Here is a 12,720-nt window from a genome sequence, read left to right as displayed (position 1 = left end):
TTTTGTTACCGAAGAGTCAGGTCGAGCCCCACCATCGCACCGAGATCAGGGGCTATTCGCTGGCCAAGTACCCCTGTACTTCCCAGTGTTGGCAAGGGTGGCTGGTAGTCTTTGCGATGATCATCACTCGTGCCCTCGGACACGCGAACCACAAGAACCCAGACAAGCAAAGGCACCCAAAAGCCGTGACTCCTCCCCCGGATAACACCTCCAATGAGCCTGCGCACAGCGACACAGTGCCGGTATCAAATGCGCGCACAGCAGGACCACGTTCGTTAGTGAATCGAGTCCTTACTGCACTGCGCCGCCCAATCCCTGGAGCACAGCCTCGAATCCGTTTCGAGATGCCGCCTGAGTCCGAAGAATCCGAGGACCTAGAGCTTCAGACCGAGTCATCCGGCGCCGGAAACTTTGGTTCACCCGGCCCACGAATTTCATCCCAGCACCCGCTCTATTTTGGTTTTATGGGCACCGTAGGCGTGGGCATAGCACTGTTCCTCTACGGCATCGCGAGCCAGAATACGCAGCTGATCCTGTGGATTGTTGCAGCACTCTTTATTGCTCTGGGGTTGGATCCGGTGGTTCGCTGGTTTGAATCCCACAAGATCCCCCGCCCGGCTGGCATTGCCATTGTGCTGTTTATTCTCGTTGCCGGGGTGGGCGCATTCTTTGCCAGCCTGATCCCAACGATCGTTGACCAAGTCACCCAGATTGTCCAACAAGGCCCCATCTGGGTGCAGGATTTCTTGAACTCGGACTTCTACCGGAACCTTAATGAGCAATTTGGCATCAAAGACCGTATCACCGAGGAGCTCGGCAAATTCACAAAGGATTCAAACACCATCGGTGGCATCTTCGGTGGGGTTTTGGGTTTTGGATCCACCGTAGCCAATGGCTTGTTCGGGGCCTTGATTGTTTTGGTTTTGAGCCTGTATTTCCTCGCCGCCATGCCGGCCATGAAGCGTTGGGCCTACCGCTTGGCTCCGCGTTCGCGCCGCCCCCGCGTGGAGGCACTTTCCGAAGAGATCACCCGTTCCGTAGGCAACTACGTGATTGGTCAGGCGTGCGTGGCATTACTCAATGGAACTTTCGCTTTTATTGTGATGACCATTTTGCACGTTCCCTTTAGCGTGTTGCTCGCCTTTGTGGTGGTTCTCCTGGCCTTTATCCCTCTAGTGGGCGGAATGATTGCAGCGGTGGTTGTGATCTTGATATCGCTCACCGTTGGCTGGCAAACCGCTGTGATCTACGCGATCTGCTACTTCGCCTACCTACAGTTCGAGGCATACTTCATATCACCTCGAATTATGCAGCGAGCAGTTGCTGTACCCGGCGCCGTGGCCGTAATTTCCGTGATTGCTGGCGGAACTCTACTCGGCATTTTGGGCGCTTTGATCGCCATTCCCACGGCAGCTGCCGTGATGCTGCTGATGAAAGAAGTTTTTATCAAGCGCCAAGATCAGCACTAGGTGCTAATCCGCCGCTAACCGACGATTGCAAGAGGGCCTGTCCACGTTGTGGGCAGGCCCTCTTGGCCTGCACCAGCTGCTGTAACGTCGTCCACGATCTCGTTCAACACCCGCGCCGCGTACTTCTCTCCCACCCACAAGTGTTTGGCACCAGCCACTGGAACCAGGCGCGCTTGAGGCACCAGCGAAAAGCGTTGTGCGGCCTCCTTGGGTTGGAGGTAATCGTCGTGCTCAGGCACCAGAACGGTGAGGGGCTTACCGCTCTGCGCCCACCGGGCTAGGTCTTCATCTCCTGCACGGTGCAGCGGCGGAGATAGCAAAATGGCTCCTTCGATCTCGCTAGCCACCGGCTCGATCGCACCATATTTGAGCGCTAGCTCAGTTCCGAAGGACCAACCCACCAACCATCGGTTGGGCAGTGAACGTTCGACGGCGAATCGCACCGCCGCTTCAACGTCGAGACGCTCTGTTGTACCGCCGTCGAACTCACCTTCGCTGGTTCCACGAGGCGAGGATGTTCCGCGGGTGTTAAAGCGCAGTACCGCGACGCCAGCGAGAGCCGGGAGCCGGTAGGAAGCTTTGCGGTAGACATGGGAGTCCATGAACCCGCCGTGAGTTGGCAGTGGGTGCAGTGTGATGAGCGTTGCGGTGATTGGCCCCGAGGCAGGCAAAGCAAGTTCGCCGACTAAAAGTTTGCCGTCTTCGGTGCGGAACTCGACGTTCTCCCGGGTTGCTGGGAGAACGGTGGAGGCACGAATTTGTTGTTCCGTGGCGTAGTTTGCAAACTCAAGTGTGTCGGGATTAGCCGGATCAAAACTCATGCGCCTAGCCTAGAGGATTCTGCCTATATCGTGGCTCTAGCGCCGCCAATAGCTACGTCCCGTCCAACACTTTGGATGCCAGTGGCGGCGTTCGGCTATTCCGGTTTCCTCGCCAAAAAGATGATCATCCTGCCACACCACAAGGTGCGCAATGCCCGGCATAATGGCCCGCGAACAGCCTGGACAAACGTACTGTTTGGCTGCGTTACGTGCGGTGATGCTACGTACCATCCACACACCATCGGGGGCCTGCTCGCGCCGGGCAATCCCATTGCGAGCACGTTCAAGGTCCAGCTCCGCTACCACAGGTGTTTTGGCACGTGGATCGGTGAATTTCCGGCGCGGACGGTTGGAACGAGGCATGTTTCTATTCTGCCCTCTCCGCCAGCAGGTAAAGTTCTCTAGGTGCGTCTAGTTATTGCTCGTTGCTCTGTTGATTACGTTGGCCGGCTCAAGGCCCACCTCCCCTTGGCTACCAGGCTCTTGATGATCAAGGCCGATGGCTCAGTTTTGGTGCACTCCGACGGAGGTTCTTACAAACCCTTGAACTGGATGAGCCCGCCCGCCATGATGCGGGTGGCCACCGCCAGCGAGATTGAGCTCGAAGAAGGTGTTGGCGAGCAATGGAGCGTTCAATCCGCTAAAACCGACGACCGGCTCATCATCAATATCTATGAAGTGATGCATGATTCCGCTCACGATCTTGGGACCGACCCCGGGCTGATCAAGGACGGGGTTGAGGCAGACTTGCAGCGATTGCTTGCCGAACAGATTGAGACACTAGGCAGTGGCTATAGTCTCATTCGCCGGGAGTATTACACAGCCATTGGCCCAGTGGACATTTTGGCCCGGGACTCCTCCGGTGCCACGGTGGCCATTGAACTCAAACGTCGGGGGGACATCGACGGCGTTGAACAGCTCACGCGATACCTGGAACTCCTTAACCGAGATCCCTTATTGGCCCCTGTGCGCGGAATCTTCGCGGCTCAACAGATCAAACCACAAGCCAAGGTTCTTGCGAACGACCGTGGAATTGACTGTGTGACGCTGGACTATGACGCCATGCGCGGCGTCGATGACAGCGAATTGCGCCTGTTCTAAGGCTCTTGGAGTCCACGCCATAGAATCTGTTTATGGCTTTCCCTGAATCCTCCACAGACGTTCCCAGTTCCGCTTCGATTCGAAAGATCGTCACGGGCAGATTGGTCACAGACGGCGAGGTGATCGATGAGGGCTTGGTAGCTCTGGAAGCGGACCGAATAGTTTATGCCGGAACGGCAGCAGAATTTTCCCTACCTGGCTGGGATGCCAACGACGCTTCCTTGCAACGTCAGGCTCTCCCCCTTGAGCGAACCATTATGCCAGGTCTTGTGGACATCCACTGCCACGGTGGCGATGGTGGCGACTTCCCCGGCGGGGACGAAGATTCCGCCCGCCAAGCCATCGACTTCCTGCACAAAGCCGGGACAACCACCCTGCTTGCCAGTATGGTCACTGCTGCTGAGGCTGACCTCATCAAAGGCATTGAGCTCTACGTTCGGCTCAGCAACGAAGGCCTGATCCACGGGATCCACCTTGAAGGCCCGTTTCTCTCACACGCCCGATGCGGTGCACAGAACCCTGCCTTTCTTCTGAGCCCTGATCTTTCACTTGCGGCGCGTTTAGTTGCGGCCGGACAGGGCAAGCTCAAGACCATGACCTACGCCCCGGAACTGGAAGACGCTGGCGCCCTGGTGGACTTCTTGGCTGCCCACGGCGTCACTCCATCCTTGGGACATACCGATTGCGACGATCAGTGCGCCGAAGAGTCGCTCGCCGGTGCAAAAGTAGCCTTGAGCGCCACCTCCGCCGGTGGCCGTCCCACGGTGACACACTTGTTCAACGGAATGCCCCCCATGCACCACCGGGCACCAGGACCCGTGGCAGCATCCCTGCGGGCGGCTGCCTCCGGCCTAGCCGCGGTTGAGCTTATTGGCGACAACACCCATCTGGATCCGCGGACCGTACGATCCGTCTTCGAATGGGTTGGCGGCGAGAACGTTGTGCTGGTCACCGATTCAATGGCAGCCGCCGGACTTTCCGATGGCGCATATATGTTGGGCCCCTCTCCCGTGACTGTGACCGACGGCGTAGCCACTTTGGATGCCACAGGTTCCATTGCCGGTGGAACAGCAACGCTACTGCAAGTTATTCAGCGCACTGTTGCGGCCGGAGTGCCCCTTCCAATTGCAGTACGGTCAGCAACGGCCGTACCCGCCGCCGTCCTAGGTTTAAGCCACGAAGTGGGCAGCCTCAAAGCCGGCTACAGGGCTGATCTTGTGGTGGTCGATGCCCAACTGCAACTAGCTGGTGTAGTCCGCGGTGGAAGATGGCTGTGAGTTAACCTAGGCGTCACTAAACATTTAGACAATTGATTGTTGGAACCATTGACCACGGCTAGTCGCCGTGGAATTGTAGTTTTTGTCTTTGTGTACGTGTAATTCATGCTCGCAAGACGCGTTGCGAGCGTGAAGCGCCAACCGGAATGCATTCTACGAATGTGTCCAGGGTTTCTTCTCGCAAAGTAACTAGTGTTCAGGGCAAAGTGCACTGAACGAACGTTCCACAATGAGGAGAAACAAAATGGCACAGGGAACTGTGAAGTGGTTCAACGCTGAGAAGGGCTTCGGCTTTATTACTCCGGACAACTCTGACGGCGATGTCTTCGTTCACTACTCTGAAATTCAGACCGGCGGCTTCAAGACTCTTGAAGAGAACCAGCGGGTTGAATTCGAAATCGGCCAAGGCGCCAAGGGCCCGCAGGCTACCGGCGTATCAGCTCTCTAAGGGAGCCTTCCCTCAGGGACAGCGTTGAGGGACAGTGAGGTCCCCGAGACGAAAAAATAGTTGTGGCCCCCAAGGAAACTTGGGGGCCACAACTATTTTGACTTATGCAAACGTTTCTAGCGCCATGTTCCAACACCCACAACGGGGCCGGCTTCTAACCATGAAGACAGACCGGTGTAAGCATCAAAATCCATCGCCAGGAACAGTCCAGCGCCCTGGTAGTTCAGCTCAACCACCACTACGTCCGGTTGAATACTGCCTTGTTCGGCCTCAGTTGGTTCACGCCACCCCAAAAGCTCCAGCGAACTACGCTGAAAAGACATTTTGGGCCGCGGACTGAGCGAAAACAATCGGAACCATTCAAGCTCAGTGTCCTGATAACGGCAGACCCCCATCCGCCAACGGCCACCGGCCGGGCGAATGGAGGCATCCACCGTGCCCAGAGCGCGCCGCAAGGAGAAGCGACGCGCTCCGAAAAGACACAGAAGAACAATCAGCATTCCGAAGATGACTGCCAGAGCGATGAACGCAGTACTCGAATCGTTCATCAAGGTTGTGCTATCGAATCCCAGCTGTAGCCGCTTCGCCCAGATCGGCGTTGTCAGCAACAATCACAACTCGGTCATTGTCAACGGAGAAGAATCCGCCGTCCACCGTGACAGCAAGGCGTTCACCGCTTACCGGCACAATGGCCAGCTCGCCTTCCGCCAGGATTGCGAGCAGCGGTGAGTGGCCGGGAAGGATACCGATTTCACCATCGCTGGTGCGGGCCTTGACCATCTTGGCCGCGCCAGACCACACAAAATGGTCAGCCGCGACAATCTCTACCTCGAGCTCAGCCATATTACTTAGTCGATTCCTGGATCTTGGCCCACTGACGCTCAACGTCTTCCATGCCACCGACGTTGAAGAACGCCTGCTCTGCAATGTGGTCAACGTCGCCGTCGCAGATAGCGGTGAAGCCCTCAATGGTGTCCTTGATGGAAACCGTGGAGCCTTCAACACCAGTGAACTGCTTAGCCGTGTAGGTGTTCTGCGAGAGGAACTGCTGGATACGACGTGCGCGAGACACAACGATCTTGTCCTCTTCGGAGAGCTCGTCCACACCAAGGATCGCGATGATGTCCTGGAGTTCCTTGTTCTTCTGCAGGATCTGCTTAACACGGACAGCCGTGTTGTAGTGATCCTTACCGATGTACTGAGGGTCCAAGATACGCGAGGTTGAGGTCAGCGGATCAACGGCCGGGTACAGACCACGGGAAGCAATTTCACGGGACAGTTCCGTGGTTGCGTCCAAGTGGGCGAACGTGGTGGCCGGCGCCGGGTCAGTGTAGTCATCGGCAGGTACGTAGATGGCCTGCATCGAGGTGATTGAGTGACCCTTAGTGGACGTGATGCGCTCCTGGAGGAGACCCATCTCATCAGCCAAGTTGGGCTGGTAACCCACGGCGGAAGGCATACGGCCCAGAAGGGTCGACACCTCAGAACCTGCCTGCGTGAAGCGGAAGATGTTGTCGATGAAGAGCAACACGTCCTGGTTCTGCACATCGCGGAAGTACTCCGCCATGGTCAGAGCCGAAAGAGCTACACGCAAACGCGTTCCCGGCGGCTCATCCATCTGGCCGAATACAAGGGCGGTGTCCTTGAGAACGCCTGCCTCTTCCATTTCGACCCAGAGGTCGTTACCTTCACGGGTACGCTCGCCAACACCGGCGAATACCGAAGTACCGCCGAAGTTACGGGCAACACGGGTGATCATTTCCTGGATCAGAACCGTTTTACCAACACCAGCACCACCGAAGAGACCGATCTTTCCACCCTTGATGTACGGGGTGAGGAGGTCGATCACCTTGATGCCGGTTTCCAGCATCTCGGTGGAGCCTTCCAGGCTCGCGAAGGCCGGGGCCTTGCGGTGGATGGGCCAGTAGTCAGAAGCGTTGATCTCAGACTCTTCGACGTCGAGCGGCTTGCCCAAAACGTTGAAGATGTGACCCTTCACGCCGTCGCCAACAGGCACGGAGATGGGGGCACCGGAGTCCACAACGGTGGTGCCGCGCACCAAACCGTCAGTGGCCTGCAGGGAGATTGCACGAATGAGGTTGTCACCCAGGTGCTGGGAGGTCTCAAAGGTGATGGTCTTGGTCTCACCGTTGAGTGTGATCTCAGTGGTCAGTGCGTTGTAAATCGCGGGGATTGCGTCAGCCGGGAATTCGACGTCGACAACCGGGCCAATAACACGGGCGATACGACCGGTGGCGCCGGACGTGGCGGCTACGTGTTCGGTAGCTGTGGCAGTCATCTCTCTCACTTCACTCAGTAGATGGCGTGGGGTTCGGTTTAGCTAATTGGTGCAGGCCTAGGGCCAGCGAAAACGTGAGGTCAGGACGCCAAAGCGTCGGCACCGGCCACGATCTCGGAAAGCTCCTGCGTAATTTCGGCCTGACGGGCCGTGTTGCGCAGACGCGTGTACTTCTTGATCAGATCGCTCGCATTGTCGCCAGCCGACTTCATGGCCCGCTGACGTGCAGCAAGCTCAGAGGCAGCAGCCTGCAGCATCGCAGCGAAGATACGAGATTCGATGTAGCGCGGCAGCAAAGCATCAAGTACCTGCTCCGTCTCCGGTTCGAATTCGTACAACGGCAACAGTTCCGTTTCCGGCACTGCTTCCTGCTCAACTACCTCTAGCGGCAAAAGACGAATGACTGTCGGTTCCTGCGTCACCATGGACTTAAAGCGCGTGTAAACCACGTGAATCTCATCCACGCCACCGTCTTCAAAGTCGGTAGCGAAGGCTTCCAATAGGACCTTGCCGATCTCCTGAGCCGTAGCGAACTCCGGAGCATCCGTGTTACCAATCCATACCTGCTTGTACGGGCGGTTACGGAAGTCGAAGTATGCCTGGGACTTGCGACCAACGAGGTACGTGGTGACTTCTTTGCCTTCGCTAGCGAGTAACTCATTGAGGCCATCGGCCTGCTTGAGAACACCGGCGGAGTACGAGCCTGCAAGGCCACGATCGGAGGTGAGCACCACAACGGCGGCCCGGCGGATTTGCTCCGGCTCGGTCGTCAGCGGGTGGTCAACTTCGGTCTGAGAAGCGACAGCAGAAACAGCGCGGGTAATAGCGTTTGCATACGGCAGGGATGCTGCCACACGGGCACGCGCCTTACCAATACGCGAGGTAGCGATCAGTTCCATCGCCTTGAAGATCTTGCGCATCGACGTTGTCGAGGCAATCTTCTGGCGGTAGACCCGAATCTGGGCTCCCATACTTTTCCTTTCCTAAGATTTCACTGCCCGCTCCGGCCAGGGATTGCTCCCTGGCCGGAGCGTTGGGTGAATCTAGCGCTTCTGCTTGACGATCTGTTCCTGGTCAACGTCGCCATCCGAAAGCGCGTCGTGCGCCTCGTGGCCAGCACCAACCAGGTGGTTGTCGCCTTCGCCGAAGAAGCCCTTCTTGAAGTCCACAACTGCGGTCTTCAAGGCTTCTACGGTGTCATCTTCGAGCTTGTTGGTCTGAGCCAAAGTGGTCAGAATCGACGAGCTGTGCTTCAGGTGCTCCAAGAACTCAGCCTCGAAACGTCCAATGTCCTCAACCGGAACATCATCCAAGTAGCCGTTGGTGCCGGCCCAAATGGAGACAACCTGGTCTTCGACCGGGAACGGTGAGTACTGGCCCTGCTTGAGCAGCTCCATCAAACGTGCACCACGGGTCAGCTGCTGGCGAGATGCCGCATCCAAGTCCGAGGCGAACATTGCGAAGGCCTGCATGTCGCGGTACTGAGCCAAGTCAAGCTTCAACGTACCGGAGACCTTCTTCATGGACTTCACCTGAGCAGAACCACCCACGCGAGACACCGAGACACCAACGTCAACAGCGGGGCGCTGGTTGGCGTTGAAGAGGTCCGACTGCAAGAAGATCTGGCCATCAGTGATGGAAATAACGTTGGTCGGAATGTAAGCCGAGACGTCATTTGCCTTGGTTTCGATGATCGGCAACCCGGTCATCGAACCTGCACCGAGTGCGTCCGAAAGCTTTGCACAACGCTCAAGCAAGCGAGAGTGCAAGTAGAAGACGTCACCGGGGTAGGCTTCGCGTCCCGGCGGACGGCGCAGCAACAACGACACTGCACGGTAAGCCTCGGCCTGCTTGGAGAGGTCATCGAAGATGATCAGAACGTGCTTGCCACCGTACATCCAGTGCTGGCCAATAGCCGAGCCTGCATAAGGAGCCAAGTACTTGAAGCCAGCCGGGTCAGATGCCGGGGAGGCAACGATGGTGGTGTATTCAAGTGCACCGTTATCCTCGAGCGTCTGACGAACAGCCGCAATCGTGGATGCCTTCTGGCCAATTGCCACGTAGATGCAACGCACCTGCTTGGTGGTGTCACCCGACGCCCAGTTAGCCTTCTGGTTGATGATGGTGTCCACCGCGATAGCGGTCTTACCGGTCTGGCGGTCACCAATGATCAGCTGACGCTGGCCACGGCCGATCGGAATCATGGCGTCAATTGCCTTGAGACCGGTCTGCATCGGTTCGTGAACCGATTTACGCTCGGTAACACCCGGAGCCTGAAGCTCAAGTGCACGAGTGGTTTCAGCCTTGATCTCGCCAAGGTCATCGATGGGCTGACCCAAGGGGTCAACTACGCGGCCCAAGAATGCGTCGCCTACAGGGACAGAGAGAATCTGTCCCGTGCGGTGCACTTCCTGGCCCTCTTCAATGCCGGTGAAGTCACCGAGTACAATGACACCAATTTCGCGTACGTCGAGGTTCTGGGCCAAGCCCAAAGTTCCATCTTCGAAGCGAAGCAGCTCGTTCGCCATGACCGAGGGAAGACCCTCAACACGGGCGATGCCGTCACTGGCGGCGGTTACGCGGCCAACCTCTACGCGTTCCGCGTTACCGGGTTCGTAGGACGCCGCGAACTCGTTCAACGCATTACGGACGTCGTCGGCGTTGATGGTCAATTCGGCCATCTGCAGTCCCTGCTCTCCTGTTTCGTGATCATCGCTGTTCACGATGACCGGTTTTCTATGAGTTAAGTTGTGCTTCCCTGGACTAGCCAGCGAGTTGACGGCGGAGGTTGCCAAGCTTGGTGAGAACCGAAGCGTCTACGACTTCGTCCCCAACCTTGACTCGAATTCCGCCAATCAGTGTGGGGTCAACGGTGGTGTTGACCTTGAGCTCTCGCCCATACATGGCATTCAGCCCGTCTTGAAGCCGCCGCGACTGCTCATCCGTCAGAGGACGGGTGACACTAACGGAGGCAATCCAGCGCTCCTGGCGATTGGCAGCAAGCTCAGCAAAACGCTGCACCAAACGCGTGGGCTTGACACCCCGGGGGGCGGTCACTGCCTGGTTGATCAAGAGCTGTGCTTCCTCGCTGGCACCCGGAACAAGCTTGAGGGCCAGTGCAGACTTAGCTTGCGCCAATGCCTGCGGTTCCACGAGGGCGCGCTGCAACTCATGGCTTGAGTCGACTGCTTGGTTGAAGGAGAAAAGATCATTCTCTAACCCTTCCAGTCCGTTCAAACCACCAGTGGATGCTGCTGACTTGTTCTCCGCGATGGCAATAGCCACCGTGGCGGCAAGCGTTTCGAGTGCATCGCCGATATCACGGGTGTTTGCCCAACGTGAGCTGGCCAAACCTGACGTGATGTCCGCTGCGTCGTCGGAAACTTTTCCAACGAACAGCTGCCTGACAAGAGCAGACTTTTCCGCTCCCGTACGGGAAGGATCAGTCAGGGCGCGACGTAGGCTAGCGGAGCTGTCCACGGTCCCCAGGATGCCGAAGAGGTCCTTAGCCAACTGCAGCGATGCTGTTGGAAGCTTGGCTTCCAAAGCTGCCTGTGCTGCTGCCAGCGATTCGCTCGATACACCTGCCATTATTTAGCTGCACCTGCGCTCTGGTTCTCCAAGTCGGAGAGGAAACGATCTACAACGCGAGCAGAACGCTCGTCATCATTGAGCGATTCGCCAACGATTCGGCCGGCCAGCGTAGTGGCAAGGGTGCCCACCTCGGAACGGAGCGAGACAACTGCTGCCTGGCGCTCTGCTTCGATCTGGGTGTGGGCCTGCTCGGTCATACGAGCGGACTCGGCTGCTGCCTTTTCCTTCAGATCTGCGAGGATCTGGGCACCTTCAGCGCGCGCTTCCTCACGGATGCGGTTGGCTTCGGCGCGGGCGTCGGTGAGCTGCTGCTTGTACTCTTCGAGTGCTGCAGAGGCTTCTGCTTGGGCCTTTTCAGCCTTTGCGATGCCGCCTTCGATTGCTTCGGCACGCTCGGCAAAAGTCTTCTCGAACATCGGGACAACGTACTTGACCACGATGAACATGAGGACTGCAAAGCCAACGAGAACCACAAAGATTTCCCAAATATTGGGAACCAGCGGGTTGGCCGCAGTCTCACCTTCAGCGGCGGCTGAGATGATCAGCTGATTCATATTTCACCCGTCCTTATCTCTCGGTTTTGGATATTCGCTGTTGTTCTAAGGATTTACTTGAGAACGAATGCGAACACGAGGCCGAGGATGGCCAATGCTTCGGTCAATGCAAGACCGAGGAATGCGATCGGCTGAAGAACGCGCTGTGCTTCAGGCTGACGTGCAACACCGTTGATGTAGGCAGCGAACACGAGACCCACACCGATACCACCGCCGATAGCCGACAGGCCGTAGCCGATGAGGTTGAGGGAGCCGTTGATGGAGCCGTCCATTGTTTTTCCTTTCAAGATGCCGCTCTTTGCGGCAGGTTGTTTGGGTTGCTTTATCCCCGCGAGGGGAATTCTTTTTTAGCCTTAGTGGCTGTCGGCGTGAAGTGCGCCTTCGATGTAGATCGCGGTCAGCAGGGTGAATACGTAGGCCTGCAGAGCCATGATCAGTGCTTCGAGCATGTACATAGCTACGGCACCAACCAGAACCAGTACCGAGGTGCCCTTGAGCCAGATGTTTTCCTGCATCACCAAGAACTCAATACCTGAGCCGGCGATCATCACGATCAAGTGGCCGGCAAGCATGGTTGCGAACAAACGCAAGGAGTGAGTGATGGGGCGAACAACAAAGTTGGAGATGATTTCAATCGGGACCACGAGCGGCAAGATGTACATCGGTACACCTGACGGAACGGTGGCCAGCTTGAAGTACTTCAAGCCGTTCTTCTTGATACCAATGCCAATCCAGGTCACGTACACGATGGCCGCAAGGACATACGCGCCGCCAACGTGGGAGAAGCTGGGCAACTGGATTACCGGAATAGCACCGTAAATGTTGTTGACCAAGATAAAGAAGAAGAGGCTAAAGAGCAGCGGGACATACTTGATGAAGTCCTTACCACCGATGATGTCCTTGGCAATGCCGTTGCGTACGAAGCCGTAAGCAGCCTCGCCTGCAAACTGGAGCTTGCCGGGGACAAGCTGGCCCTTCCGTGCTGCGAGCAGGAAGAACGTGGCGATAATTACGACCGAGAGAATTACCAGCAGCATCTGCTTGGAGAATCCGTCTGCGGCGCCCCACGGCAAGATTGCCGGAAGGTGCATTTCTTCAATTCCGGGAGGTGTGAAGTCCCCTGAATCCTGGGCCGGGAGCGCAAGCGCGATCAACGC

At 57.1% G+C, this 12,720-nt stretch carries 15 protein-coding genes; 4 read left to right on the top strand and 11 right to left on the bottom strand.

What is annotated here, in order from left to right:
• Nucleotides 1-116: 116 nt before the first annotated feature.
• Nucleotides 117-1,469: an AI-2E family transporter gene (locus ACQQCD_RS01910; protein WP_430266695.1), complete on the top strand. Its 1,353-nt coding sequence runs from the start codon at nucleotides 117-119 to the stop codon at nucleotides 1,467-1,469.
• 14 nt (nucleotides 1,470-1,483) lie between these two features.
• On the opposite strand, the gene ACQQCD_RS01905 is transcribed toward ACQQCD_RS01910, so the two are convergent.
• A complete protein-coding gene (locus tag ACQQCD_RS01905) occupies nucleotides 1,484-2,290 on the bottom strand; it encodes an alpha/beta hydrolase (RefSeq protein WP_430266694.1) in 807 nt (268 codons plus the stop codon).
• 36 nt (nucleotides 2,291-2,326) lie between these two features.
• Nucleotides 2,327-2,653: an ATP/GTP-binding protein gene (locus ACQQCD_RS01900; RefSeq protein ID WP_430266693.1), complete on the bottom strand. Its 327-nt coding sequence runs from the start codon at nucleotides 2,651-2,653 to the stop codon at nucleotides 2,327-2,329.
• A 42-nt stretch (nucleotides 2,654-2,695) separates the two neighbouring features.
• Here ACQQCD_RS01900 and nucS point away from each other — a divergent pair, with 42 nt between their 5' ends.
• From nucS to ACQQCD_RS01885, 3 genes are all read left to right on the top strand, one after another.
• Nucleotides 2,696-3,391: an endonuclease NucS gene (gene nucS / locus ACQQCD_RS01895; protein WP_430266692.1), complete on the top strand. Its 696-nt coding sequence runs from the start codon at nucleotides 2,696-2,698 to the stop codon at nucleotides 3,389-3,391.
• Nucleotides 3,392-3,423: 32 nt separating this feature from the next.
• The gene (locus ACQQCD_RS01890) at nucleotides 3,424-4,668 is read left to right on the top strand and encodes an N-acetylglucosamine-6-phosphate deacetylase (protein ID WP_430266691.1); all 1,245 of its coding nucleotides are present in this window, start codon (nucleotides 3,424-3,426) and stop codon (nucleotides 4,666-4,668) included.
• Nucleotides 4,669-4,912: 244 nt separating this feature from the next.
• Entirely contained in the window at nucleotides 4,913-5,116 is a 204-nt protein-coding gene (locus tag ACQQCD_RS01885; RefSeq protein ID WP_430266690.1) for a cold-shock protein, read from the top strand.
• A gap of 116 nt (nucleotides 5,117-5,232) precedes the next feature.
• On the opposite strand, the gene ACQQCD_RS01880 is transcribed toward ACQQCD_RS01885, so the two are convergent.
• The 9 genes from ACQQCD_RS01880 to atpB form a co-directional block, all read right to left on the bottom strand.
• Complete coding sequence (locus tag ACQQCD_RS01880; protein WP_430266689.1) at nucleotides 5,233-5,664, bottom strand: DUF2550 domain-containing protein; 432 nt, start codon at nucleotides 5,662-5,664, stop codon at nucleotides 5,233-5,235.
• 10 nt (nucleotides 5,665-5,674) lie between these two features.
• Complete coding sequence (locus ACQQCD_RS01875; protein ID WP_430266688.1) at nucleotides 5,675-5,959, bottom strand: F0F1 ATP synthase subunit epsilon; 285 nt, start codon at nucleotides 5,957-5,959, stop codon at nucleotides 5,675-5,677.
• 1 nt (nucleotide 5,960) lies between these two features.
• Complete coding sequence (atpD, locus tag ACQQCD_RS01870; protein ID WP_430266687.1) at nucleotides 5,961-7,415, bottom strand: F0F1 ATP synthase subunit beta; 1,455 nt, start codon at nucleotides 7,413-7,415, stop codon at nucleotides 5,961-5,963.
• Nucleotides 7,416-7,495: 80 nt separating this feature from the next.
• On the bottom strand, nucleotides 7,496-8,386 hold the full coding sequence (locus tag ACQQCD_RS01865) for a F0F1 ATP synthase subunit gamma (RefSeq protein ID WP_430266686.1): 891 nt from the start codon (nucleotides 8,384-8,386) through the stop codon (nucleotides 7,496-7,498).
• A gap of 72 nt (nucleotides 8,387-8,458) precedes the next feature.
• Nucleotides 8,459-10,096 (bottom strand): F0F1 ATP synthase subunit alpha, encoded by a 1,638-nt coding sequence (gene atpA, locus ACQQCD_RS01860; protein WP_430266733.1) that lies wholly within the window; start codon nucleotides 10,094-10,096, stop codon nucleotides 8,459-8,461.
• Nucleotides 10,097-10,178: 82 nt separating this feature from the next.
• Nucleotides 10,179-11,006, bottom strand: coding sequence for a F0F1 ATP synthase subunit delta (locus ACQQCD_RS01855; RefSeq protein ID WP_430266685.1), 828 nt, complete (start codon nucleotides 11,004-11,006; stop codon nucleotides 10,179-10,181).
• The gene (locus ACQQCD_RS01850; RefSeq protein WP_430266684.1) at nucleotides 11,006-11,563 is read right to left on the bottom strand and encodes a F0F1 ATP synthase subunit B; all 558 of its coding nucleotides are present in this window, start codon (nucleotides 11,561-11,563) and stop codon (nucleotides 11,006-11,008) included. The genes ACQQCD_RS01855 and ACQQCD_RS01850 overlap by 1 nt, the downstream gene beginning before the upstream one ends.
• Nucleotides 11,564-11,616: 53 nt before the next feature.
• Nucleotides 11,617-11,835, bottom strand: a complete 219-nt coding sequence (gene atpE / locus ACQQCD_RS01845; protein ID WP_430266732.1) for an ATP synthase F0 subunit C — start codon at nucleotides 11,833-11,835, stop codon at nucleotides 11,617-11,619.
• 81 nt (nucleotides 11,836-11,916) lie between these two features.
• Nucleotides 11,917-12,717 carry a F0F1 ATP synthase subunit A gene (gene atpB, locus ACQQCD_RS01840; RefSeq protein ID WP_430266683.1) on the bottom strand — a complete coding sequence of 267 codons (801 nt, stop codon included), beginning with the start codon at nucleotides 12,715-12,717 and terminating at the stop codon, nucleotides 11,917-11,919.
• Nucleotides 12,718-12,720: the final 3 nt, after the last annotated feature.

It is taken from the genome of Pseudarthrobacter sp. J1763 (assembly GCF_050490295.1).
Lineage (GTDB): Bacteria > Actinomycetota > Actinomycetes > Actinomycetales > Micrococcaceae > JBNPEO01.
This window is presented reverse-complemented; position numbering and strand designations above follow the sequence as displayed.

Coding starts and splice junctions, on each gene's coding strand:
- ACQQCD_RS01910 (WP_430266695.1), top strand. CDS start 117: ATGATCATCACTCGTGCCCTCGGACACGCGAACCACAAGAACCCAGAC.
- ACQQCD_RS01880 (WP_430266689.1), bottom strand. CDS start 5,664: ATGAACGATTCGAGTACTGCGTTCATCGCTCTGGCAGTCATCTTCGGA.
- atpE (WP_430266732.1), bottom strand. CDS start 11,835: ATGGACGGCTCCATCAACGGCTCCCTCAACCTCATCGGCTACGGCCTG.
- ACQQCD_RS01855 (WP_430266685.1), bottom strand. CDS start 11,006: ATGGCAGGTGTATCGAGCGAATCGCTGGCAGCAGCACAGGCAGCTTTG.
- ACQQCD_RS01905 (WP_430266694.1), bottom strand. CDS start 2,290: ATGAGTTTTGATCCGGCTAATCCCGACACACTTGAGTTTGCAAACTAC.
- ACQQCD_RS01875 (WP_430266688.1), bottom strand. CDS start 5,959: ATGGCTGAGCTCGAGGTAGAGATTGTCGCGGCTGACCATTTTGTGTGG.
- ACQQCD_RS01865 (WP_430266686.1), bottom strand. CDS start 8,386: ATGGGAGCCCAGATTCGGGTCTACCGCCAGAAGATTGCCTCGACAACG.
- ACQQCD_RS01885 (WP_430266690.1), top strand. CDS start 4,913: ATGGCACAGGGAACTGTGAAGTGGTTCAACGCTGAGAAGGGCTTCGGC.
- ACQQCD_RS01890 (WP_430266691.1), top strand. CDS start 3,424: ATGGCTTTCCCTGAATCCTCCACAGACGTTCCCAGTTCCGCTTCGATT.
- ACQQCD_RS01900 (WP_430266693.1), bottom strand. CDS start 2,653: ATGCCTCGTTCCAACCGTCCGCGCCGGAAATTCACCGATCCACGTGCC.
- ACQQCD_RS01850 (WP_430266684.1), bottom strand. CDS start 11,563: ATGAATCAGCTGATCATCTCAGCCGCCGCTGAAGGTGAGACTGCGGCC.
- atpD (WP_430266687.1), bottom strand. CDS start 7,415: ATGACTGCCACAGCTACCGAACACGTAGCCGCCACGTCCGGCGCCACC.
- atpA (WP_430266733.1), bottom strand. CDS start 10,096: ATGGCCGAATTGACCATCAACGCCGACGACGTCCGTAATGCGTTGAAC.